The sequence below is a fragment of the Staphylococcus sp. MB377 genome (assembly GCF_001922505.1).
Taxonomy (GTDB): Bacteria; Bacillota; Bacilli; order Staphylococcales; family Staphylococcaceae; genus Staphylococcus; species Staphylococcus haemolyticus.
This window is the reverse complement of sequence record NZ_MAON01000022.1, coordinates 84,871-109,504: the sequence shown is the minus strand read 5'-3', so window position 1 is coordinate 109,504 and position 24,634 is coordinate 84,871. Positions and strand designations below refer to the sequence as shown.

The following is a 24,634-nucleotide window of genomic DNA, read 5'->3' as shown; positions in this document are numbered from 1 at the left end:
GAAGTGTTGACTACGGTAACTAAAATAGCCGGCCATACATTTTTAGCACAATTAGGAAAGAAACGTTTACGACCAGGGGGTGTGTTAGCAACAAATTGGCTTATAAATAAAAGACACTTCACCAGTGGCAAACGTGTTTTAGAAGTAGCTTGTAATATGTGTACAACTTCTATTGAATTAGCTCAAAAATATAATTGCCACATTGAGGGCGTAGACTTAAATAAAACCGCTTTAGAAAAAGGTAAACAAAATGTTTCGAAACACAATTTAGATAAGCTTATTCATTTAACGCAAGCCAATGCTATGAAATTACCTTTTGAAGATAAGAGTTTTGATATTATTTTAAATGAAGCGATGCTAACAATGTTGCCTTATCAGATTAAGGAAAAAGTGCTAAATGAATATTATCGAGTATTAAAGCCGAATGGCATTATACTTACACATGACATTGCAATTATTAATAGACAAGAGGCAACAACGGTCATTGATGAATTAAGTAACGCCATCAATATGAAAGTTACACCTTTATCGCCTGAAGATTGGTATCAACTCTATCAAGAAGCTGGTTTTTCAAATATTGAGTCTAAAGTAGGTCCACTATCTTTAATGACTCCAATAGGCATGATTCGAGATGAAGGCCTCCTTGGTACGTTAAAAATTATTAAAAACGCTCTAAAATTAACTAATCGCAAAATGTTTATCAAAATGTTTAAAACAATGCGTAAACATAAAAAGAATATGAATTATATCGTTCATGCAATTAGAAAATAAATTGTGAAAGTATAACAAGAACTGAGAAACGCTTAAAAGAGCGCCTCCTCAGTTCTTTTAATTACAGTATTTTATAGTTTTGTAATACCTATTTTATCTAAATCTTTTGTCTGATCCTCTATAGGAATCCAAATTTCCGTAATATAATCACTACTTTGGGTATTTCCTGGTAAATAATGTTCAAACATAGGTGCTCTAATCGTCTTAAATTTAGCTTGAGGTAATAACTCTTGATAGATTTTAGGCATTATCGATTTAATCGCTTCGGAAACTTTTCCTTTCGCATCTATAACAACATACTTATGAGCTGACAATTCGAGTGTATTAAAGTGAGAATCATTATTATTCGAATTATCACAAGGTACACCAATGAAATAGTCGAAATGATTATCTTCTTTCTGTAAAATGACGCCTAACAATCCTGATAATGTTTGATTACTAAGTTCAATTAAATCATCTACAACCCCATCATTATTTACTTTTTGCCAAAATGACGGTATATCTTTTTGCATCTCATCGCCACTCTCATACTTTCTTAAGACACCGATGAGTTGAACATGATTTAACTGTTCCAATTTATATTGTATTGCCATTCAAATGTCCCCTTTTTCATTTATTCTATATCAATAAAGTCAAAATCCATATTAATATACGAGATGACCACTAAGGTATATAATAAATTTACTTAAATTAAGTGATGTAAATCATAAAAGTGTCTTTGAGGAGAATAAGGATGAAAAGAACGATATTATCAATCAAACCAATTAGCCAATTATTTCCAATTCCAATGGTCATGGGCTGCGAAGGTGTTTCAGCAGCAATGTTACTTCAATATAACAGTCATAATATTAAAGCAACTGAAATTATGAAACATTGGCCCAAACATCCTAATAATCCCTATAAAGGCTATGTGGGTCATCACTTACTTGTCAAATTGGGTCATCATCAAACCATCTTTCCAGATGCTTATGTTCCATATTTACAAACAATTGATTCACGTATTGTTGATGGCACAGGTACTGACCTAACATCGTTAGAGACCGTAATCGATTCAGGTCAACCGGTCATCATGTACCACACGAGTTTAGGACGTAAACCATTTCGAAAACACTTTACATTTGATGATCATGAGAAAGCACTCGTTTCTAACATTCATGTTACGCTATTAATTGGATATGATGATAAATATTACTACTATATAGATCCCTTATGGAGTCATTTATTTAAATTTGTTATCTTTCCTGCTATAGTTCCTAATCGCTTTCAAATTATTAAAATTGCAAAGTCGAAATTAGAACGTAGCTTTAACGCTCCTGGTCGTACATGTATTTATCTTAAAGTAAACACCAATGATTAATAGTTACTGTTAAGTGAGGTCGAGATAATTTAAGACACTTCCCGATCTCACATATATTTTATTCATCACTAATATCAAATGTTACTAAAGCGTTATTGATTTCTTGATTAATATCACTCGTTCTCCATTGTCGTTGATACCCTAAGCAGGGACAAATATATGTGATGCCATTTTCACTAATCATCTTGCGAAAATGCACATGCCCCATAATGCTATAACGAATGGAATAGGTTGAATAAAATTCATCAAAGTCCTTAGTACCAATATAAGCATTAAAGAAATCAAAAATGCGATGCGGCATAGGTACTATAAATTGAGGATGCGTAACAATGTGTGTCATTAAAATAACATGTTTATCTTTCACTTGTTCTAAGTCTTCTTGTATTTGTTTAGCCGCCTCTTTAGATAACACTCTATCATCAATATCCCAATCAATTTTCACTTTATCTTGCCATGTGGCACCATAATATTTCCCTCTTTTAATTCGATCCAAATCAAATTTGCTATCCGCATAGCTATAATCATACCAAGCTGTATGTCCAACAATTGCCCAATTATTATTAATAATATAAGGTTTTCCGATTAAACAATCTGGCTTGCTAGCATAAAATTCATAAATTTGCTTTGAACTGAGTGATGCTTCTGAAGTCCAATAGTCATGATTACCAGGCACGAATAAGATTGGTATACGACATTTTTCTTTTAAGTCTTGAATAAATTGATAACCTTGCTGAAAATGATTAGACATATCTCCTGCAATTAATAATAAATCAACACTTCTTTGTTCCACAATATGGGCGAGTGCATCAAGATATGCTTGTGGCTCTAGTTTAGGATGTCGATCGATATGTAAATCTGAAATTGTACCTATCTTCATTAATGTCTTCCCTCTTACTTGTTTTGAATTGAAATCATTATGTCATATTTATTATTAATAATAAATAAATCTGTTTATTAAATTTTCAGAAATTTGTTTATATTTTATACAATAAAGAGTATAATAAAATTACCTTTTAGCAAAGTTACATAATTTGTGAACAATTAGTATCAAAATCGCTTTTTATCTAAAATTTAACAGCTATTGAACAAACGCTATACTTTGTTAAAAGAAAAAATTTTTTGCATAAAAAGAAAGCGTTTACAAATAAAAATTAAAAATCGCATCATTGCTTTCTAAGGAGGAAGTATATGGCTAGACAGTTGGAAAGAGAACTAAACAACAGGCATATTCAATTAATTGCGATTGGGGGCGCAATTGGTACAGGATTATTCCTAGGTTCAGGACAAACAATTGCTTTAACAGGACCTTCCCTTTTACTAACATACATGATTATTGGTATGGTCATGTTTGCATTCATGCGAGCACTTGGAGAATTGTTATTAAGTAATACACGCTTTAATTCATTTGTAGATATTGCGAACGAATACATAGGTCCCTTTGCCGGATTTGTCATTGGTTGGACATATTGGCTCGCTTGGATTGCTTCAAGTATGTCAGATTTAACAGCAATGGGACAATATTTTAGTTTTTGGTTCCCACAAGTTCCACATTGGATTACCGTCTTGTTCATAGTATTAATGTTAATCTCTTTTAACATGTTAGGTGCAAGATTATTCGGTGAATTGGAATTTTGGTTCTCAATTATCAAGATTGTTACTATTATTGCGATGATCATCGTTGGACTTGTCATGATATTCTTCTCATTTAAAACATCTTATGGTCATGCATCGTTTAGTAACTTAACTAATCACGGCGGTATCTTCCCTAATGGACCATTTGGATTCTTAATGGCATTCCAAATTGCCGTTTATTCATTTATTGGTATTGAACTTATCGGGGTAACTGCTGGTGAGACGAAAGACCCTAGAAATGTAATTCCTAAAGCGATTAATAACGTGCCTATACGTATCTTATTATTTTACGTCGGTGGTTTATTAGTCATCATGTCGGTTATTCCTTGGAATAAAATAGACTCAAATAGTAGTCCATTCGTAACGATGTTTAGTTTAATCGGCTTACCATTCGCTGCCGGACTAGTAAACTTTGTAGTATTAACTGCCGCAGCATCAGCAACAAACAGTGGTATTTATTCTAATAGTCGTATTTTATTCGGACTTGCTAAACAAGGTTTAGGACCTAAAGTTTTAAGCAAAACAAATGGTAGCAGTGTTCCCTACTTATCTATGTTAGTATCATCTGGTACCTTATTAGCAGCAGCATTGCTTAATTTTATTTTCCCAGATGCCATTAAATTATTTATTTATGTTACAACACTGTCAACTGTTCTATTTTTAGTAGTATGGGCAATGATTATCATTTCTTATATTGTTTTCGTTAAAAAGAATCCAGAAGAACACCATAAGAATAAATTTAAACTCTTTGGCGGACTTAAGACAGCATATGTCGTACTCGCATTTTTCGCGTTTGTGTTTGTACTACTATTCTTTAGCGAAGATACAAGAGCGGCCATTTTCATTTCACCAATTTGGTTTATCTTCTTGTTCATCTTTTATAGAAAATACAAGTCTAATGCAGAAGACTTAGCAGAACGAACTCGTAGTCAAGGTCGTAATTCAATTAATTATTAATCATCACATTAATTAATTGATAAACGAAATTTTTCAATTTATATAAGCAAATTAAACTGAGAAGATGCTTAAATCAAGCTTTTCTCAGTTTTTATATTTTTATGATTTTAACTCTGTTCTCACTATAATACAACTTTATTCAACTACTCCCACTTTTAAACATTTCAAACAACTCTATATTGATAACCACTTTAATTCATATATCCGTTTATAGACACTTAAATATGGTAAATAGGTTGCCATTTTTGGTAGCTTATCATGTCACATGGTAAACTATTAGTATTCATTTTATAAAGGAGTTATTCATGGAGCTATTAGAAGCATTTTTATTATTTATATTCGCAGTTATTATTAGTTCTATTATTTATAATAGGTTCCCTAAAATTCCTACTGCTTTTATTCAAATCGCATTGGGTGTCTGCTTATTTGTGCTACCTATTCCAATGCACTTTGAATTTGAATCGGAAGTCTTTATGATGGCTGTTATCGCCCCTCTGCTATTTGTGGAAGGTACTCATATTTCCAGAACAAAGTTACTTGAGTATCATAAACCCATTGTTCTTATGGCAATGGCCCTTGTATTTACTACCGTTATTGGTGTAGGTTTCTTTATTCACTGGATTTGGGCTGATTTACCAATGCCAGCCGCATTTGCAATTGCTGCAATTCTGTGCCCTACTGATGCAGTCGCAGTTTCCGCAATTACTAAAGGTAAGATATTACCTAAAGGGTCAATGTCAATTCTTGAAGGTGAATCGTTACTTAATGACGCTGCAGGTATCATTTCATTTAAAATTGCAGTTACTGCACTTGTAACTGGTAGTTTTTCAGCGTTTGATGCAATAGGCCAATTTATTATTTCAACTATTTTAGGTGTGTTAATTGGTATCATTGTTGGCGCACTAGTCGTAACTTTAAGAGTTTATTTAACTGCCAATAAAGGGATGAAAGATAGTAATACGTTAACATTCATTCAATTACTTACTCCTTTCGCCGTTTATTTTATTGGCGAGGAGCTTCACGCATCAGGAATTATAGCTGTAGTTGTCGCTGGTTTAATCCATGGTTTAGAACGCGACCGTTTAATTCGTGCCCAAACGGAATTACAAATGAACTATAACCAAATATGGAATACGCTAAGTTATGCATTAAATGGCTTTGTATTTGTAGTGTTGGGATATATTGTTCCCGAAGTAGTTATGGAAATTATTCATGACGAACCACAAAACATTGTATTTTTAATTACAACCGCTCTATTAATTGCGCTAGCGATTTATGTATTTAGATTTGTTTGGGTGTACTTATTATTTAAAGATTTTTACTATCCAAACAACGTTCAATCTTATTTAGATGATGAAGAAGATGCTGGACCACCGAAGCGTAATCACTATGCCTTTATTATGACGATGTGTGGGATACACGGTACCATTTCTTTATCAATGGCATTAACACTTCCATATATGATGGATGGTAACCAAGAGTTTATATATCGTAATGATCTATTATTCATCGCTTCATTTATGGTATTAACTAGCTTAATTCTCGCCCAAGTTGTTCTACCGTTTATCACACCATCTGAAAAGGTCTCAGAATTTAAAGGTATGTCCTATCAATCAGCTAAAATATTTATGGTTCAACAAGTACTTGATACTTTTAAAAAGAAAAACTCTGAAGAAAAAAGTATGGATTATCGACCAATATTAAATCAATATTTTAATGAGTTATCATTCTTAATCAATATGGAACCGGACAATAAAAATACGAAGGAATTACGTCGCCTTCAAGAAATAGCTGAAGAAGAAGAAACAAGAACACTAGAACGATTAATCGAAAAAGAAAGAATTACTAAGAAGGATTTAACAGACTATCGCAATATTATGGAATTCAGTCAATCTTATCGTGAAATGTCTATTCTAAGAAAAATAAGTCGTTTCTTTAAATTGATTGGCTTACGATTTAAAGCTCGTAAAGAATCACGAAAAGAGGCACATCGCATTCATAAAGAAAACCGTGCATTATTAAAAGAAGAACATCATGCTACATCTGAACAAAATAAAATGGATATTAAAGCTAAGCGTGAAGAATATAAAGCTGAACGTCAAAAAGTAAAAGACGATAAAAAGGCACAAAGAGAAGAATTTACAAATAGCTTTAACAAAGTGCAACAATTAATGCGTGTTGTTAATCACAATATTATTATGAAAATGCGTCAAGAACAAAATAGTTCAAATGTCTTAGAAGTGAGTTTAATTATTAACCAATATCACAATCCATCTCGTACGATTCGTCACAATAAGAATAAAAAGCAACAAAGAAATCAAAACAAAGAAGTATATGAACTTACTACACAGCAACAACAAGATGTAAAATTGGAAGCATTATACATCCAACGCACCATTTTAGATGAATTTATTTCACGAAATAAAGTAACTAATGAAGTTGCAACCCAATTACGAGAAAACATCAATTACAATGAAATCGTTCTAGCACATGAAGTAAGCAACGCTCACTAAAATCAATTAAAGCCCATAGATAATGTAACCTTGCATTATCTATGGGCTTTTCTATAAGTTTATTTGTGTAATTTAAATGGTACAGTTGCCAAAATAACATTCTTTTGATAGAACAAGTGCATTTTTAATCTAATACTCGTTTGATTGTGTAAGAAGTTATGCCAAGATTTTTTTGTAATAAACTGAGGCACAACAACTGTAATGACATAATTTTTATCATTCGCTTTTTTATTGATCTTATCAATAAATCTTGAAATTGGTCTAATGACACTACGATATTCAGAATGTAAGATGACTAAACGCACATCTGGATAATGACGTTGCCATTTTTCAGCAAAGCATTTATCCGCTTCATCACCAAAGGAAACATGTACTGCTATAACATCATCAGCAATCATTTGAGCATAATACACTGACTTATCAATGGCTGATGTAATCGTACTTACAGGAACAATCGCTAAATTTTTATCAACGATTGGCATATCTTGCACCATCGCTGTCGATTTCAACTGTTTAGCAATATCTTTATAATGACCTTTGATACGTAGGAATACAGTCACAATTAAAGGTAAAAATATCAATATTGGCCATACATGGCTACATTTAGTGATCAAGAAGATCATAAATACGATAAATGTAATTGTTCCACCTATCGCGTTGGCAATCAATTTACGAGACCACCCTTTTTCTCTGCCTCTAATCCATTTTAGCACCATGCCATATTGAGCTAATGTGAACGGAATAAATACACCTACAGCATAGAGTGGAATTAAGTTCTCAGTTTTACCATCAAAAATGATAATAAGCAAGATAGCCCCAACACCTAAAGTAATGATAGAGTTCGAATAACCTAAGCGATCTCCTCGAACACTAAACATACGAGGCATATATTTATCTTTTGCCATGCTAGCAGCAAGCATTGGGAATGCGGTAAAACCGGTATTCGCTGCTAAAACTAAAATCATTACTGTTGTTGCTTGAACAAAATAATAACCAGCATTGTGTCCTAGAATGTTCATTGCTAATTGAGACAATACGGTCGTTTCAGTCTCAGGCATTACGCCGTACCAATAGGCCAAACCTACAATGCCTACTAATAGAAATGCAAGGATGCCACCCATTGTAACTAATGTTTTAACAGCATTTTTCGGACCAGGATCTTTGAAATTAGTCACCGCATTAGATATAGCTTCGACACCTGTTAAAGATGAAGCACCAGATGAGAATGCTTTTAATAGTAGGAATAGCGTAACACCAGGCACAGCTGTTCCCACTGTTGCGTGCATATGTGGTTCAGCTTGGCCAGTTGCAACTTTCCATACTCCTACAACAATCATAATAATTAACCCGATAATGAATAAATAGACTGGATAAGACAATACTGTAGCAGATTCTGTCAATCCACGTAAATTCATTATTAAAATAAATAGTACTAGTAAACATGCAATCAATACTTTGTGATGATACAGTGACGGAAATGCAGCTACAAACGCATCTGCACCAGAAGCAATACTTACCGCTACAGTTAAAATATAATCAACAAGTAATGAACCACCAGCTACTAGTCCCCATTTTTCTCCTAAGTTAGTCTTAGAAACCATATAAGCACCGCCGCCCTTAGGATAGGCATAAATGACTTGGCGATATGATAAGATTAAAGCTGCTAATAGTACTAATACTGCACATGCAATTGGTAACGTGTACCATGACGCCATAGCGCCAACGACTGCAAGTGTAATCAAAATTTGCTCCGGACCATAGGCTACTGATGACAATGCATCCGAGGAAAGTATTGCTAAAGCCTTGAAATTACTGATTTTTTCATTTTTCAAATCGCGATTTCTTTTAGGTTTACCAATTAAAAGTCTTTTAAATTGAGTGAACATAATACTCTTTACCTCTTTATATTCAAATTCAATGGATAAAATATACTCCCATTTTGATAAAAAGTATAGATGGCCCCACTATTTTAATGTGATTTATTACCATTAAAGTTACATTTTACAGTTATATTTATTTGTAAAATTTCTATTATTAATAATTTAAATCAATAGATAGCAACACAAAAGAAACACAAGAGCAATTTATCAAAAAACTTGCTATACTATTTTCGTTAACGTATAAATTGTTCACTACTTAAATCTTATGATTAGAGGATTAAAAATGAAAAAGACATTTCTTTTCAGTGGACTCGTATTAGTTATTATCTTATTTATTTGTTCAATCATGATTAAATGGCAACCCAACTATTCAATGATTAGCCCTACTTCTCAAAATTATTTGGACAGCATTGTCGAAAACGAAATGAATGATGGTCACATTCCAGGCGTCTCTGTATTAATTATTAAAGATAATAAAATGTTACTCAATAAAGGTTATGGGTATGCAAACATTAAAAATAAACAAAAAGTAACCTCTAATACACGCTTTGAAATTGCTTCTAATTCCAAAGCAATGACGGGATATGCCATTATGCAACTCGTCAATGAAAGGAAAATCAAATTAAATGACCCTATAAGTAAATACATACCTAACTTTCATATGAAATATAAAGGAAAAAAAGTAGAAATCACTATTAATCAATTAATATCTCAAACTAGTGGTATTCCAGGAGATATCACTGACAATGATAAAATTACAAAAAAGACGGATAGTCTAGATGGAATTGTTAACAGTATTAATGGTCGTTCACTGAACCATCGACCAGGAGAACAGTTCGAATATGCTAATATGAATTACGATATTTTAGGTTTAATTGTTCAGAATATATCTCATTCTCCCTATTCATCTTATATGAGTGAACATATTTTCAAACCTTTAAATATGAAACATATTTCTACTAAAGAGAGTAATAAAAAGGGCGGAGATGATGCTCAGGGGTATGATATTCAACATAATAAAGCATACTCAGATAATCCAAAGTTTAATATCGGTGATAACCCGTCAGCCTATTTAATGGCTAGCACACATGACTTAGAACCTTGGATAAAATTTCAACTTCATCCCCCAAGACATTTAAAATCTTTAGTTGAAGCTACACACAAACCAAAGGTTAAAACAAATGACGATGATGATTCTCAATATGCAACAGGCTGGTTTGTCACTAAGGATAATCAAGAAACACTTATCTATCATCCAGGTACGCTTGAGAACTATTCTTCTTATATTATTTTGAATCCTAAGAAAGACTATGGCATTGTTGTTCTCGCAAACGCTTATTCTAGTCATACTCCAACGCTTGCCAAACATTTAAATACGCAATTAAGTCAAGGACAGCATATTGATACGGTACAATACTACATCAATCAATACAAAACTATGATTATTGTAGTTACAATCGTGATTTGGATCATGGTTGCTATAACTTTGATTTACTTATATCGTCATATCACCAGTCATCAACTGATCCTATTAAGCGTTCAACATAGAAACACGAAATATCGAATACTCATACTTTCAATCGGCTTTATTTTAATTTTAGGTCTTCTACATGTATTGCCTTCATTGTTACTAAATGGCTCTGATTGGCAATTTATTATGTCTTGGCTACCGGCACCAGCTAAAGTCACTATACTAGGTTTCATCACTTTATTAACGAGTCTTTTTGGTTTGACTCTTTTAAAAATAATTACAGTTACAAATAAATCAAAGTCATAAAATTGAGATTAACCGCTACGCTTATCATGCGAATATGTTAAGCTAAACATATTAAAGACTAAGATTATTAAAGACCTCAAGCATATAGGAGATTATAAATGAGAAAAAAATGGTCCTTATTCATAATGAGTGTTGTCATATTATTGGGTGGATGTGACTATTCTCATAAAGAAGATCAACATGGGTTCTTTTATACTATATTTGTTAAGCCAATGGATATGTTACTTCACTTCTTAGGTCGAACATTCCATGAGAATTATGGATTAGCCATTATTGTCATTGTACTTATCATACGTCTTGTACTAATGCCACTAATGTTTATCCAAGTGAAAAACATTCACATTATGAGAGGTAAAACTCAGGTAGTTAAACCAGAAATTGAGAAACTGCAAGATAAACTAAAGAATGCTGATACACAAGAAGAACGTACTGCAGCTAATAAATTATTAATGAAAAAGTACAACAACTATGGTATTAATCCATTCAAAAGCCTAGTTGGAACTTTGCCAATATTAATCCAAATCCCTATTTTATTAGGTTTATACGCTTGTATTAAATATCCAACGAGTGGTGGTATTATCGAGCACCCTCACTTTTTATGGTTCAATTTAATGCATACGGATTTAATCATGACATTTATAGCAGCTTTACTTTACCTCATTCAACCTTTGGTCAATGCAATGCATTATCCAAAAGAAGAACGCCGCACATACTATGTCATGATGGTGTTATCTCCATTATTTATTATTTATGCATCACTGCAATCTGCTTCAGCCTTAAGTTTATACTGGGCGATAAGTGCAACGTTTTTAATTATTCAAATGCATTTTGCACATAGCCATTATGCAAAAGTAGGCAAAGCTGCTGGAGATCAGTTACGTAAACAAATTGAAGAACAGCGTAGAAGTAAGTCTACAAATCACAATGACTAACTCAAAAAAGAGCAAAACATACTAAAAAGAGACTGGGATATTAAGTTCTTGTATAAGAATAAAAAATACTAAGTATTTTGGCGAGACTCTTGAGAAAATAGGACAAGCTGAAGACTACAGGGTGAGGCTAACTCCTAAGAAAGCGAGCCAATAATTCGAAGTATTGTAAATAAAGAAACTAGCAAATGAAGTTTTTAAGACTCATTTACTAGCTATTTCTATAGGAATAATATCCCAGCCTCTTTATTTCATTTCTACAATCTTATTTTAAAGGATGCATACCATCTTTCCATGTATTGTAGATTAGTGTACCACCTTGTTCTTTAAACTTGTCATTGGTGATGCCACGTTCAAATGGTTGTACAGGTTGGATAGTGACTTCAGGATCCGCACTAACTTCTTTTGAATACCATGCTACAAAGTCTGATCCTTTTACTGGCTCATCATCTGCAACATTATAAATACCAGTATCAAAGTTCATCGCTTGAATAGATACTTCAACAGCATCATCTAAATGAATGAATGATGTGACACCATCTGATAATGTTACTTCTCCATCTTTAAATTGATTATAAATCATACCGTCTTTACCATACCAAGTACCTGGTCCATATAACCAACTGAAACGTAACACAACATATTGGTCCATACGAGCGGTTTCTTTTTCAAGTCCAATCACGCCATCTACCGTAATTTTTCTGTCACCATCTGAATGATTATCTAATGGTGCTTCTTCAGTAGCAAGTCCTTCTCCTGGTTCATACATGAAACCAATACTTTGAGCTACTACTTTTTTAACATCATATTTAAGTGCCGCATCAGTTAGGTTTTTACCGCCCTCTATACGCACTTTTGAGTTTGCTACCATATCAACATTTTTTAAATCTGTAATTTGATTAATGATAATTTCAGGACGAAAGTCATCAATTGCTACATCAATAGTATCCGCTTTTAAGATATCGCCAATATACGCTTTAGCGTTTAGTCCTTCTAATTTCTCTTTACCTCTCTCAGATGTAGTAAATCCGGCAACCTCGTGTCCTTCTTCAATCAAACGTTGTGTTAATCTTGTTCCGATTAATCCTGTTGCGCCTGTATTAATATTTTAGTCTTTATTGTACTCACCTTTTTATTTCTCTTTTTCTGAAAATGAATATCTCAATCTAACCTACTTACTTGAATCTCTAATCATATCAATAGTATTCATCCAAACAATATGACCGAACAACTCTGAAAATCGTTCTTCATAAGGTAAGTCTTTAACCTGAGGTGTCAAATTCAACTTTGGCAATAAATATTCATGAAATGCAATATGTATAGCAACGCCAAATAATGATCCTTTCAATGCTGTGATTCTTGGGAATTTTTCAGCTAATAAGCCATATGCTAAAGCATTTGCTACAGAGAAGCCATAATGAATACCCATAACCGTTATTGGAATATCATTACCATTATAGTGATAGGTTGCTTTTTTGATCGAATCTGGTAAACCCACCTGATTCAATAATGTCATTGGAGGGGTTTCTTTCTCACGGTCAGGTGTTCTAGGCGGAACGATAGCTTCCCAACCAATCTTAACTGCACCACTTAGCAATCCACCTACAATACTCGTAATGATGACACGTTTCGTTGAACGATTCATTCTAATAACAGCTCCTTCAAATTCACTTAACTTTCTTCTACCCTTTTATGAAAAATTTAAAATCATTCATATTAAATTAAGGATTTAGCGTATCAATTTTAATCACAAAGATATAATTATTCGACTCAAAATGGAGCGAGACCGAATTCAATTTGAATTCAACATCTCACTCCAAGCCTTATATATTAAATTGGTTTCATATTTCAATCTTAAGTCACAACTAACATACTTTGTATTAGCATATTAGATGAAAACATGTCCTTCACACCTTCTAAGTGGACATTATTTTGCATGTCGTTGTTGTTCTTTCGCATGTACCAGATTCGCTACAAATTGGTTAACTGGAGCATCTATATGATGTTCTTTACCTAATTGAGCAACTGCTCCATTAATATAATCAATTTCTGTAAGTCGATTATTGTTAATCAAATCTTGATACATTGATGGATAATGTGGGCCTACCTTTTCATTTAAATCGATGAGATAATTGTAAACTTCATCTCCATTTAAATGTACGCCATCTACCGTTGCTACTTGTACAATTTCTTGTGTAATCTTGTAAATAAGCTGTTTCGCATAATCACTCTCATTCAAATTTGATAAACGACATTCTAAAATCGTACAAAGTGCATTAGCAGTACCATTCACACAAATTTTCTTCCAAATTGATTGTTGCAACTGCTCACTTTTATATGGATTAAGACCAGATTGATCTAACAGTTCATACACGACATCAACATTAGCTTGACCTTCAGATACAAGTGCACCAATTTCAACCGGACCTGAACCCATTAAATGCGTATGTCCAGGAGATTCTAATCCTGCAGTCCATGTAGTAACACCGCGCACAATTCGTGATTCATCAACATAATGTTGAATTAAACGCTCGTGTTTCAAACCATTCATAGTACAAACCATAATTGTATTGTCATGAATGTGTGCTTTAATATGTTCCAGCATATCTTGTAACTGCATCGCTTTAGTAAATAAAAAGATAACATCAAATTGAGCATCTTGAGGAATATCGTTATGTTGATACATCGTCATGGTAAGATGATGATTTTCACCATTGATGTCTATATGTAAACCTTCTTGTTTAACAGCTTTCGCTTGTGGCTTCCATCCATCAATTAACGTTACATCATAACCTTGACGGTATAACATCGCACCAAATCCGCTTCCTAACGCGCCAGAACCTGCAATTGCTATTTTCATAAGTCACGACCCCTTTTTTTCTAATGATGTTTTTAAAATACTACTTTAAATTTATAGAGTCAATATTGTAAACGGAATATTCACAATTTTAAGATAATTTGATATAAATTATTCTTTAATTTATTAAAAAAGATATCGAACTCTTATTGAATTCGATATCTCTATCTTTTAAAAACTAATATTTATATTAATTTGTTCTTAATTTCTTAGGAACTAAAATCAAGATAACTATAAATGCGGTTAAAGCAATTCCGGCATTGAATAATACACCAGCAGCGCCACCTAGTTGTAAATTCATTAATGATGCGCCAAAACCATAAATGGTACTAGACATCGCAACACCAAAGGCATTACCTAAAGATGATGCCATTTTATACAATCCAGATGCTACCCCTACTTTGTCGTCAGGCGCTTCCGCAACCGCTGTATCAGTAGAAGGTGTGGCATATGTACCTAAACCGATACCAAATAATAAGTAACCTATAATACTTGAAATAATATAAGCAACATTTGGTAAAAATGTTAAAGATAATAGTAATAATCCTAAGAATGCAAATCCACTACCTATTAGTAATGGCTTTTTAGCACCAAGTTTTTGTAATAATTTTTCACCAACACGAATCATGACTAGCACAGCTACAAGGTACGTAATTGAAATTAAACCTGCTTGTAGTGAACTAAATCCTAATTGACTTTGATAATACGTATTAACAACAATAAGTGTACCACCGGCAACACCATTTAACATAAAGTTTGATAATGTCGCACCGCTGTAACCCTTATTTTTGAAAATATGAAAATCAACTAACGGGTTCTCTGCTTTTAATTCTCTAATAATAAACAGGATACCCGCAACTAAGAATACAGCACCAAGTGATAAAATCATTGGTGAGAATAGTCCACGATCTGCAGCTTGCGTAACCATCACGTTAACACTCAATAGTGTAATAACTAATAGTATTAAACCAGTAACGTCAAATTTAGTTTTAGTTTCATTCGCATTCGGTTCAACTTTAGTCTCGGGTGTATGTTTAATTAAGAAAAAGGATAAAATTGAAAGTGCAATTGAAACAATAAAAATCCACTGCCATCCGATCGTTGAGGCCATGAAACCACCAAATAATGAACAAATACCACTACCGCCCCAAGAACCTATAGACCAGTAACTGACAGCGCGTTGTCTTTCTTTTCCTATGTAATATTCATTTATTATTGCAAGTGTAGACGGCATAATTAATGCACCTGATAAACCTTGTAACGCACGACCTACTAATAACAACCATGCGACAGGTGCGATGATTAAACATAATGATCCAATAATATTTAATGCTAAGCCGATATATGTCATTTTTACTCGGCCTAATTTGTCTGCAATATCTCCTGCCCCTACAATAAATAGTCCAGAGAACAATGCAGTTAAACTAATGGCAATATTAATCGTACCCATGTCTGTGTTAAATGAAGACTGTAACGTTGGAACAACGTTCACTAATGATTGTGCAAATAACCAGAACGTAAGTACCCCGATTATAATACCAATTAGTAATTTATTATCTCCCCTAAATTGTTTTGATGACTCCATCTCGAAAAATTCCTCCTAAATTACCCTAAAACTAATCTACTCAAATTGATATACGTCATAATGAAGCAACCATAATAAGTGTCATACCTTTTATGTCTATGACTTTAATCAATTAGTCCCTTATTTCTATAATTTATTAACATGTGCATCATGACTTACATTATTTGACGTTAGCTTATGTTTGATACGACACTCACTTAGAAATTTGTTTACATTGAAAACCTTATCATAATTAAGAAGAAATGACTTAATAATATACTCTAACTTTTTCAATAAATATTTTTAACAACATACTCAAAAGTGCAATAAATCAATAATTAGATACCTACAAATTATAAGTTTTAATTTTAAACTATTAAGTTAAAATTATCCATATTATAATTAAAGAAAGGATAATTATTTTAACTGAAACTACATTGAATAGGTGCTTACTATGTTTAATTTATTTATATTATTGCTTGAACGTGTAGGGTTAATCATTATTATCGCCTATATGTTACTGAATATTAATCACTTTAAAACGATGATGGGTGAACGCGAAAAATTGCGTTCTCAATGGCAATTAACAATTTTGTTCGCTCTATTTGCTATAACTTCAAATTTCACTGGAATTGAAATTGAAAATGGACATATTGTAACTAGTAACATTTATTACCACCTTAATGACGATGCATCTATGGCAAATACACGTGTATTAACAATAGGGATGTCTGGTTTAATTGGCGGACCTTTCGTCGCAATTATAGTAGGCATTGTATCAGGGTTGTCACGCCTTTATATTGGCGGTGCAAATGCATACACCTATCTCATTTCATCTATTTTCATCGCACTCATATCAGGGTTTTATGGTTATCGTACAATGCGTCACTATACTTACCCAACCGTTTTAATGGGTGCCATTATTGGTGCACTTAATGAAGCAATTCAAATGGCATGCATTCTCTTCTTTGCCAACGATACAGCGTCTGCATGGTCGCTTGTTCAATTCATCGCTTTACCTATGATTTTAATCAATAGTATTGGGACAGCTATCTTCTTATCTATAATACTTTCAACATTAAAACAAGAAGAGCAAACCCGTGCTATTCAAACGCATGATGTTTTCGAAATAGCGAATAAAACGTTGCCGTATCTTAGGTCTGGTTTAACTGAACAGTCTGCACGTTCCGTTGCTGAAATCATTCTGAAATTGATGAACGTATCGGCAGTTGCTATCACAAACAGAACAGATATTTTAACGCATGTAGGTGCTGCAAGTGACCATCATGTTGCAAAAAAAGCGATCATTACTGATTTATCAAAAGATGTTATAAAAACTGGTCAATTAAAAGAGGCACACTCTAAAGAAGAAATCGGATGCAACAATCCAAATTGTACTTTAACATCTGCAATCGTCATTCCTTTAATGATTAATCAAGAAGTAGCCGGCACATTAAAATTTTATTTTACAAATGAATATGATAATACGACATCAACGAAACAACTCGCACGTGGCTTAGCAGATATCTTCTCAAGTCAATTAGAATTGGGTCAGGCCGAAATGCAAAGTAAACTTTTAAAAGATGCTGAAATCAAATCATTACAAGCACAAGTTAATCCGCACTTCTTCTTTAATGCGATTAATACCATTTCAGCCCTCGTACGTATTGATAGTGAAAAGGCAAGAAAGTTATTATTGCAGTTAAGCCAATTCTTTAGATCAAATCTGCAAGGTGCTCGAAATAACACCATTACTTTGGAGAAAGAGTTGCAACAAGTTGAGGCCTACTTAGCATTAGAACAAGCACGCTTCCCTGATCGATTCACAATTGAATATCATATTGATTCATCTTGTAAACATGTGCTCATCCCACCTTTCGTCATTCAAATCCTAGTTGAGAATGCTATTAAACACGCCTTTAAACATCGCCGTAAAGATAATATTATTGATGTGACTGCACATCATGACAACGAAGAATTAGCACTAACCGTTCGTGATAATGGAAGTGGAATTGATGATGATAAGTTACCATTGATTGGACAAATGAGTGTTGATTCAGAGACAGGAACTGGTAGTGCCTTAGAAAATTTAAACAGACGGTTAATAGGACTTTACGGCACTAAGGCCGCTTTACATTTTGAATCAACAGAAATAGGAACGACGGTAAGTTGTCATATACCATCATATACAATAAAGGAGGATATTTAGGTGAAGACGTTAATCGTTGATGATGAACCATTAGCTCGAAATGAGCTTCATTACTTATTAAATGAGATCTCAGGATTTAACGTAATTGATGAGGCTGAAAACATTGAAGAAACGTTAGAAAGACTTTTATCAGAAACATATGATTTAGTCTTTTTAGATATCAATCTTATGGATGAGAGTGGTATAGATTTAGCACAAAAGATAAAGAAAATGAAACAGCCACCACATATTATTTTTGCCACTGCACACGATACATTTGCAGTTAAAGCCTTTGAACTTGATGCAATTGATTATATACTCAAGCCTTTTGAACTTGAGCGTATAGAGCAAGCAGTAAATAAAGTTAAGCATCAACTATCTAATAGTAATGAGATAGATCATGCAACAAGTGAATCATCTACTCAATCAATGCAACGAGATGAACGTCATGATAACGGAGACCAAACCGTACTGCCAATTGAAATGAATGAACGTATCTATGTAATCCAAAAAGACGACATCACGGCAGTTTCAGTCAACAATGGGATAACAACGATAAATACTATCAATCGCACATACCAAACAAATGAACCACTTAACTATTATGAAAAGAAATTATCGAATAACATATTTATTAAAATCCATCGTGCGACTATTATTAATAAAACGCATATCGATAGCGTTGAACATTGGTTCAATTATACTTATCAAGTAACCATGACTTCTGGAGACAAATTTCAAGTCAGTCGTTCATTTATGAAAGCATTTAAACATGAAATTGGCCTTGCATAAACGAACGAATAATTAACTTATATATAATTTCATTAATGAGTATTTAGCCACTTGCTAATAACATTTTTCGTTATGCAAGTTTAGGTTAAATACTTTTTATTTATAGAAAAACGCCGTACCATTTGCTATTATTTTGTCTATTTGATTTTCAACTTGAATATATTGTAACTCACGTCCTAATTTTTGTAAGTCACAGACAAAACTCACAATAGTAAGCGTTTCCATAATATTCTATTTGTAAGGGAAAGAGAAAGGGAGCGTTAAAATATGGCAAATAAACAATCACAAAGTAATGCTCATAAAGGAAATCATAAGTTAGCAAAAACGTATAATTTCTTTCAGCAAGCATTAACGATTGCTATCGTACTATTTATATCTAAAATTATTGAAAGTTTCATACCATTTCCTATGCCAGCGTCAGTAATAGGACTCGTATTACTATTCATCCTATTATGCACTGGTGTTGTCAAATTGGGTCAAGTTGAAGGTGTCGGCACAGCATTAACGAATAATATTAGTTTCTTATTCGTACCGGCCGGAATTTCGGTTATCAATTCTTTACCAATATTAAGCCAACACCCAATTTTAATATTGTTATTAATTATTATTTCAACGTTATTACTACTTATCTGTGTAGGATTTGTCTCACAATTGTTCGTAACAAAAACATTATTCCCATCTAAAGAACAAAATGAACAAACTAAACTTGGGGAGGGTAACTAATGGTAGATCATTTAGGAATTACAACACCGTATTTTGGTATATTAGTCTCATTAATACCATTTGTCATTGCACAATATTTCTATAAAAAAACGAACGGTTTCTTCTTACTAGCACCACTTTTTGTAGCAATGGTTGCGGGGATCGTATTTTTAAAAGTAACAGGTATTAGTTATGAAAATTACAAAATAGGTGGAGACATTATTAACTTCTTCTTAGAGCCAGCAACAATTAGTTTCGCCATCCCTTTATATAAAAAACGTGATGTACTCAAAAAATATTGGCTACAGATTTTTGGTGGTATCGCAATTGGAACGTTAATCGCACTTATCTTAATTTACTTAGTAGCTATTGTATTCCAATTAGGCAATCAAATTGGTGCTTCAATGCTACCACAAGCTGCTACAACTGCGATCGCCCTTCCAGTATCACAAGGTATTGGCGGCGTTAAAGAGTTAACGTCATTAGCCGTTATTCTAAATGCCGTTGTTATTTCTGCATTAGGCACTAAAATTGTTAAGTGGTTTAAAATTTCAAATCCAATTGCTCGTGGTTTAGCACTTGGTACGAGTGGACATACACTTGGCGTAGCTTCAGCCAAAGAACTTGGTGAAACTGAAGAGTCAATGGGTAGTATCGCCGTTGTTATCGTTGGCGTAATTATCGTTGCCATTGTTCCACCATTAGCTTCAATTTTATTCTAAACATTTTAAAAAGAACCTGAACACAATGTTGTGTTCAGGTTTTTTTCGGTTTGCAATCATTAATTGATGCTTTGAACTTTATTGTCTCGTTTCTTACTATTACTTGTTGGATCAAGTTTCTTTTCTAAGAAGCGTAATCCTAAATCTATAATAATCGCAATTAACGCAATTGGAATGGCACCAGCAAGTATATAAACCGTACCATCAGTAGAGTTTGTACCACGTATAATAATATCCCCTAGTGTTGAAGCTCCAATAAATGAGCCAATTGCCACGATACCAATCGCTACAACTAGAGCAATACGGATACCACCAATAATCACTGATAATGACAATGGCAATTCAATCATACGCATGACTTGATTCTTAGTCATTCCCATCCCCTTGCCTGCATCTTTAATATTGTAGTCTACTTCGGTAATGCCAGTGTACGTATTCTTAATAATTGGAAGTAACGCATATAAGAATACTGCAAACACTACAGTATTAGGACCTAACCCAAGTGCTAGCATAAGTATTGCTAACATTGCGATTGCTGGAACTGTCTGGATAATATTCGCGATAGTAATAATAGGCCATGATAACTTCGTATATCTTGAAATTAATATCCCTATCGGAATGCCAATAATACAAGCGAATAACACACCATAAATAGACATTAATAAATGTTTGAAAAAGAGTTCCATAAGATAGCCAAAGTTCAAGGTATAGTATTCATAAAGTGAGCTTAACAAGTTACCTTTCATTATTTTTGACCACCTTTCTTACTGTCATCTTCAAAATAATTATGTTTCTTCAAATATTCTTCTGCAATAACGGCAGGTTCTTTACCTTTTCCATCCGCTTCATAGTTTAATTTCTGCATTTCTTTAGTACTAATTTGTCCCTGTAATTTTTTCAGTGCTTTATCAATTTCAGGGTGATCTTTGATTAATTTTTCAGTGGCTAATGGACTTCCATCATATGGTGGGAAGAATTTACGATCATCTTTTAAGATTTTCAAATCGTAAGCAGCGATACGTCCATCTGTTGAATAACCAACAGCAACATCTAATTTTTTATTTTTCAAAGCATCGTACACCAAACCAATTTGCATTGGGCGTGCACTCGCAAATTTAAACCCATAGTCTTTTTGGAAAGCTGGATATCCATCACCAGCACGGTTCATCCATTGTGTATCCATACCTAAACGTAATTCATCTTTATATCTTTTTAAGTCTGAAACTTTTTCTAAATGATATTTCTCAGCTACTTCTTTAGTAACCATGAATGCATACGTATTTTCAAACCCAAATGAGTCATAATATTTCTGATTATATTTTTCTTTAAATAATCTTTGTGACTCTGACATTGCTTTTTTAGTATCTTTTGTTGGTGGGGCATCAAGTACACTCGTCAATTCTGTTCCAGTATATCTTACTGCTGACATATTCACATCTCCACGTTGTAATGCATTATGTTGAATAATACTGGAACCTAAATTACCAACAATAGTAGGTTTAATTTTGCCATTTGTATAATGTTCTATCATTAATTTTTCAATATTTGCCATAATTTTTGTTTCACTAGTTTCTGTGGCAGTAATTTTCACACTATCTTTACCGTCACCATCGCCTAAACCTGGTAAACTACATCCAGATAATACGATGAGAGACATAGTAAGAAGTATGAAAGTAAGTTTTAACTTTTTCATAATTTTAAAATCCTCCCTTTGTATTTATCTAGATACTTTAAGCCCTTTAGGCACGGCCCACTTTTCAATAAAAGAAAGTATGAAATCGACAAGTAAAGCTAGACACGTTACAAGAATTGCAGCACTAATAATCATTGGTGGCTGATATAAATTTAATCCGTTAAAGACTAAATCACCGAGTCCACCAGCGCCAACGTAACTAGCTAATGTAGCCCAGCTGATTACGTATACACTTGATAAACGTATACCACTAAGTATAAGTGGTAAGGCTAATGGCAATTCGACATCTTTCATTAACTGCATCTTTGTCATACCCATACTTGTTCCAGCTTGGATGATATTCTTATCAATATTTTGTACTCCTAGAACTGTGTTGTTTAAAATTGGTAACAATACATAAATGAATAATGCGACAATCGCTGGCGTCTTACCTACACCAAAGATTGGAATCATAATGGCTAATACTGCTAACGTCGGAATCGTTTGAAGCACACCCGCTATCGTTAACACTACATTTGCAGTACGTTTCGTCTTAGATAATAAAATGCCTAACGGAACCGCAACTACAATCGCAATTAATAACGCGATAATTGATATGTAAAAGTGTTCTATCGTTTTCGATACAAGTTGGCTTCCATATTCTTGGAAAAATTGGCGCATTAACGATCAACTCCCGAATGATCAGAATTCTTCACATCATGCGTATCTAATCTATCTGTAACATCTTTTTGCTTTGTTGTAGCGTCATTTGGACGGTCTTCGGCATGTTCATTTTTTTCGATGTTACCTAACTCATTTTCGCGTTCGACATCATTCATGTGCGAATCAGACAATGTCATCTCATCATCTTCTTCACCCCAAATAGAGTCATAGACAATGTCGACAAGATTAGCACGTGTAATTAGACCTATAAGTGCGTTGTCATTATCAACGACTGGTACGTTTCTAACATTTCTCTTTAATATCGTACGTACGGAGTCTTGTAATTTAGAATCAATATGGACTTTGTAAACATCTCGTTGCATTGTATCGATTAATTCCTTACGTTGACGTAACCCTTGGTTAATATCTTCAATATCTAGGAATCCAAGTAAATGATGATGATTGTTAACAACAAATATTGTGTCGACACGTCTGTGTCGCATAACGTTGACTGCGTCATTGAGCGTGTCGTTGGCATTTACCGTAACAGGCTTAATCATCGCATCTTCAACCGTTCTCATATTCGGACGATCTTGAATCAATCTATTTTGTCCAATAAATTCTCTAACGAAATCATTGGCAGGATTTCTAAGAATATTATCCGGTGTATCGTATTGAACAACTTTCCCTTTAGACATGATACAAATTCGGTCTGCGAGCTTTATCGCTTCGTCCATATCATGTGTCACGAAAATAAATGTTTTCCCTAATTTCTTTTGAAGATCTTTAACTAAATCCTGTAAAGTGTCTCTCGTAATTGGATCCAATGCACCAAAAGGTTCATCCATTAAGATGATATCTTGCTCTGCAGCTAATGCACGCACGACACCAATACGTTGTTGTTGACCACCTGATAATTCTGATGGATAACGATCTAAATAGTCTTCAGGTAAGTCTACTAACTTGATTAATTCTTTTGCTTTAGCATCCTTCTTCTCTTTAGACCATTTAAGCAACTTTGGTACCAAGACAATATTTTCTCTAATGGTCATATGAGGCATCAATCCAATTTGTTGAATAACATAGCCAATACTTCTACGTAATTCAACTGGATTCATATTTCGAACATTCTTCCCATTCATTTCAATTGTGCCGTCAGTGGCTTCAATCATTCGGTTAATCATTCGTAAAGCTGTCGTTTTACCGCTACCGCTTGTCCCAATAAAGGCAATAAATTCACCAGATTCAATATCTAATGAAATGTTATCTACTGCTTTTTTATTGCCAGAGTAAATTTTTGTTAAGTTTTTAATACTTAGCGTCATTAGATTGCTCCTTCCTATTGTTGCCAGATAAAAAAGCTCATAAAACAAAAAGGCCAGTAGTCCCATTGTTAAACAAATACGTAATAAGTTAAACAAGAGCCTCATGGCCTTTGCTTCATAAAATTTTGATTAATTCAATTTCAATATAATTCAAGCTTTTTTCATCTTTTATATCTATATACCCTATATAATTTTTTGAAACATTTCTTATATGAAAAGATTAAAAAAATTCACAATTACAATTTTTTAAGTTGTTTCAAGCATTATCAAGTTAAAAACTGTCGAAAATAAAGTTGCTGACAATAAAATTCATGAAATTGTCAAACTTTTCTA

The 24,634-nt window shown here is 33.4% G+C and carries 21 protein-coding genes; 10 read left to right on the top strand and 11 right to left on the bottom strand.

Annotation, left to right across the window (positions count from 1 at the left end):
• Nucleotides 1–6: 6 nt before the first annotated feature.
• Complete coding sequence (locus BB045_RS05690; protein WP_053025061.1) at nucleotides 7–771, top strand: class I SAM-dependent methyltransferase; 765 nt, start codon at nucleotides 7–9, stop codon at nucleotides 769–771.
• A gap of 71 nt (nucleotides 772–842) precedes the next feature.
• Here the strand turns inward: BB045_RS05690 and BB045_RS05685 are convergent, their stop codons facing one another.
• A complete protein-coding gene (locus BB045_RS05685; protein ID WP_075140584.1) occupies nucleotides 843–1,364 on the bottom strand; it encodes a GyrI-like domain-containing protein in 522 nt (173 codons plus the stop codon).
• 140 nt (nucleotides 1,365–1,504) lie between these two features.
• Here BB045_RS05685 and BB045_RS05680 point away from each other — a divergent pair, with 140 nt between their 5' ends.
• Nucleotides 1,505–2,128, top strand: a complete 624-nt coding sequence (locus BB045_RS05680; RefSeq protein WP_070581944.1) for a C39 family peptidase — start codon at nucleotides 1,505–1,507, stop codon at nucleotides 2,126–2,128.
• A gap of 58 nt (nucleotides 2,129–2,186) precedes the next feature.
• Here BB045_RS05680 and BB045_RS05675 read toward each other — a convergent pair whose 3' ends face one another.
• Nucleotides 2,187–3,005, bottom strand: a complete 819-nt coding sequence (locus BB045_RS05675; protein WP_053025064.1) for a metallophosphoesterase — start codon at nucleotides 3,003–3,005, stop codon at nucleotides 2,187–2,189.
• Between the two features lie 311 nt (nucleotides 3,006–3,316).
• Between BB045_RS05675 and BB045_RS05670 the strand changes: the two genes are divergently transcribed.
• Nucleotides 3,317–4,717, top strand: coding sequence for an amino acid permease (locus BB045_RS05670; protein ID WP_011274948.1), 1,401 nt, complete (start codon nucleotides 3,317–3,319; stop codon nucleotides 4,715–4,717).
• A 305-nt stretch (nucleotides 4,718–5,022) separates the two neighbouring features.
• Complete coding sequence (locus tag BB045_RS05665; RefSeq protein ID WP_075140583.1) at nucleotides 5,023–7,230, top strand: cation:proton antiporter domain-containing protein; 2,208 nt, start codon at nucleotides 5,023–5,025, stop codon at nucleotides 7,228–7,230.
• Between the two features lie 59 nt (nucleotides 7,231–7,289).
• On the opposite strand, the gene BB045_RS05660 is transcribed toward BB045_RS05665, so the two are convergent.
• Nucleotides 7,290–9,116 (bottom strand): APC family permease, encoded by a 1,827-nt coding sequence (locus tag BB045_RS05660; RefSeq protein WP_053025066.1) that lies wholly within the window; start codon nucleotides 9,114–9,116, stop codon nucleotides 7,290–7,292.
• A 277-nt stretch (nucleotides 9,117–9,393) separates the two neighbouring features.
• On the opposite strand from BB045_RS05660, the gene BB045_RS05655 reads away from it, so the two are divergent.
• On the top strand, nucleotides 9,394–10,887 hold the full coding sequence (locus BB045_RS05655) for a serine hydrolase domain-containing protein (RefSeq protein WP_075140582.1): 1,494 nt from the start codon (nucleotides 9,394–9,396) through the stop codon (nucleotides 10,885–10,887).
• A gap of 98 nt (nucleotides 10,888–10,985) precedes the next feature.
• Entirely contained in the window at nucleotides 10,986–11,819 is an 834-nt protein-coding gene (gene yidC, locus BB045_RS05650) for a membrane protein insertase YidC (protein WP_053025067.1), read from the top strand.
• Between the two features lie 262 nt (nucleotides 11,820–12,081).
• Here yidC and BB045_RS05645 read toward each other — a convergent pair whose 3' ends face one another.
• The 4 genes from BB045_RS05645 to BB045_RS05630 all read right to left on the bottom strand — a co-directional run bounded on the left by BB045_RS05645 (nucleotide 12,082) and on the right by BB045_RS05630 (nucleotide 16,258).
• A complete protein-coding gene (locus BB045_RS05645; protein ID WP_070581936.1) occupies nucleotides 12,082–12,921 on the bottom strand; it encodes an NAD-dependent epimerase/dehydratase family protein in 840 nt (279 codons plus the stop codon).
• A 66-nt stretch (nucleotides 12,922–12,987) separates the two neighbouring features.
• Nucleotides 12,988–13,461 (bottom strand): DUF1440 domain-containing protein, encoded by a 474-nt coding sequence (locus BB045_RS05640; RefSeq protein WP_037550159.1) that lies wholly within the window; start codon nucleotides 13,459–13,461, stop codon nucleotides 12,988–12,990.
• 282 nt (nucleotides 13,462–13,743) lie between these two features.
• Nucleotides 13,744–14,676: a 2-dehydropantoate 2-reductase gene (locus BB045_RS05635; protein WP_053025070.1), complete on the bottom strand. Its 933-nt coding sequence runs from the start codon at nucleotides 14,674–14,676 to the stop codon at nucleotides 13,744–13,746.
• A gap of 187 nt (nucleotides 14,677–14,863) precedes the next feature.
• Nucleotides 14,864–16,258, bottom strand: a complete 1,395-nt coding sequence (locus BB045_RS05630; protein ID WP_053025071.1) for an MFS transporter — start codon at nucleotides 16,256–16,258, stop codon at nucleotides 14,864–14,866.
• 433 nt (nucleotides 16,259–16,691) lie between these two features.
• On the opposite strand from BB045_RS05630, the gene BB045_RS05625 reads away from it, so the two are divergent.
• From BB045_RS05625 to lrgB, 4 genes are all read left to right on the top strand, one after another.
• The gene (locus BB045_RS05625) at nucleotides 16,692–18,446 is read left to right on the top strand and encodes a sensor histidine kinase (RefSeq protein ID WP_070581932.1); all 1,755 of its coding nucleotides are present in this window, start codon (nucleotides 16,692–16,694) and stop codon (nucleotides 18,444–18,446) included.
• A complete protein-coding gene (locus tag BB045_RS05620) occupies nucleotides 18,447–19,217 on the top strand; it encodes a response regulator transcription factor LytR (protein WP_053025073.1) in 771 nt (256 codons plus the stop codon).
• A gap of 267 nt (nucleotides 19,218–19,484) precedes the next feature.
• The gene (lrgA, locus tag BB045_RS05615) at nucleotides 19,485–19,940 is read left to right on the top strand and encodes an antiholin-like murein hydrolase modulator LrgA (protein WP_037550173.1); all 456 of its coding nucleotides are present in this window, start codon (nucleotides 19,485–19,487) and stop codon (nucleotides 19,938–19,940) included.
• Nucleotides 19,940–20,641, top strand: coding sequence for an antiholin-like protein LrgB (gene lrgB, locus BB045_RS05610; protein WP_053025074.1), 702 nt, complete (start codon nucleotides 19,940–19,942; stop codon nucleotides 20,639–20,641). The genes lrgA and lrgB overlap by 1 nt, the downstream gene beginning before the upstream one ends.
• A gap of 59 nt (nucleotides 20,642–20,700) precedes the next feature.
• Here the strand turns inward: lrgB and BB045_RS05605 are convergent, their stop codons facing one another.
• Genes BB045_RS05605 through BB045_RS05590 form a run of 4 tightly spaced genes read right to left on the bottom strand, consistent with a single transcriptional unit; the run spans nucleotide 20,701 to nucleotide 24,301 of the window.
• Nucleotides 20,701–21,387, bottom strand: a complete 687-nt coding sequence (locus BB045_RS05605) for an ABC transporter permease (RefSeq protein ID WP_037550177.1) — start codon at nucleotides 21,385–21,387, stop codon at nucleotides 20,701–20,703.
• Complete coding sequence (locus tag BB045_RS05600) at nucleotides 21,387–22,334, bottom strand: osmoprotectant ABC transporter substrate-binding protein (RefSeq protein ID WP_070581930.1); 948 nt, start codon at nucleotides 22,332–22,334, stop codon at nucleotides 21,387–21,389. The genes BB045_RS05605 and BB045_RS05600 overlap by 1 nt, the downstream gene beginning before the upstream one ends.
• 24 nt (nucleotides 22,335–22,358) lie before the next feature.
• Nucleotides 22,359–22,994, bottom strand: a complete 636-nt coding sequence (locus tag BB045_RS05595; RefSeq protein ID WP_053025076.1) for an ABC transporter permease — start codon at nucleotides 22,992–22,994, stop codon at nucleotides 22,359–22,361.
• On the bottom strand, nucleotides 22,994–24,301 hold the full coding sequence (locus BB045_RS05590) for a betaine/proline/choline family ABC transporter ATP-binding protein (protein WP_070581928.1): 1,308 nt from the start codon (nucleotides 24,299–24,301) through the stop codon (nucleotides 22,994–22,996). Before BB045_RS05590 ends, BB045_RS05595 begins: the two co-directional genes overlap by 1 nt.
• Between the last annotated feature and the right edge of the window lie 333 nt (nucleotides 24,302–24,634).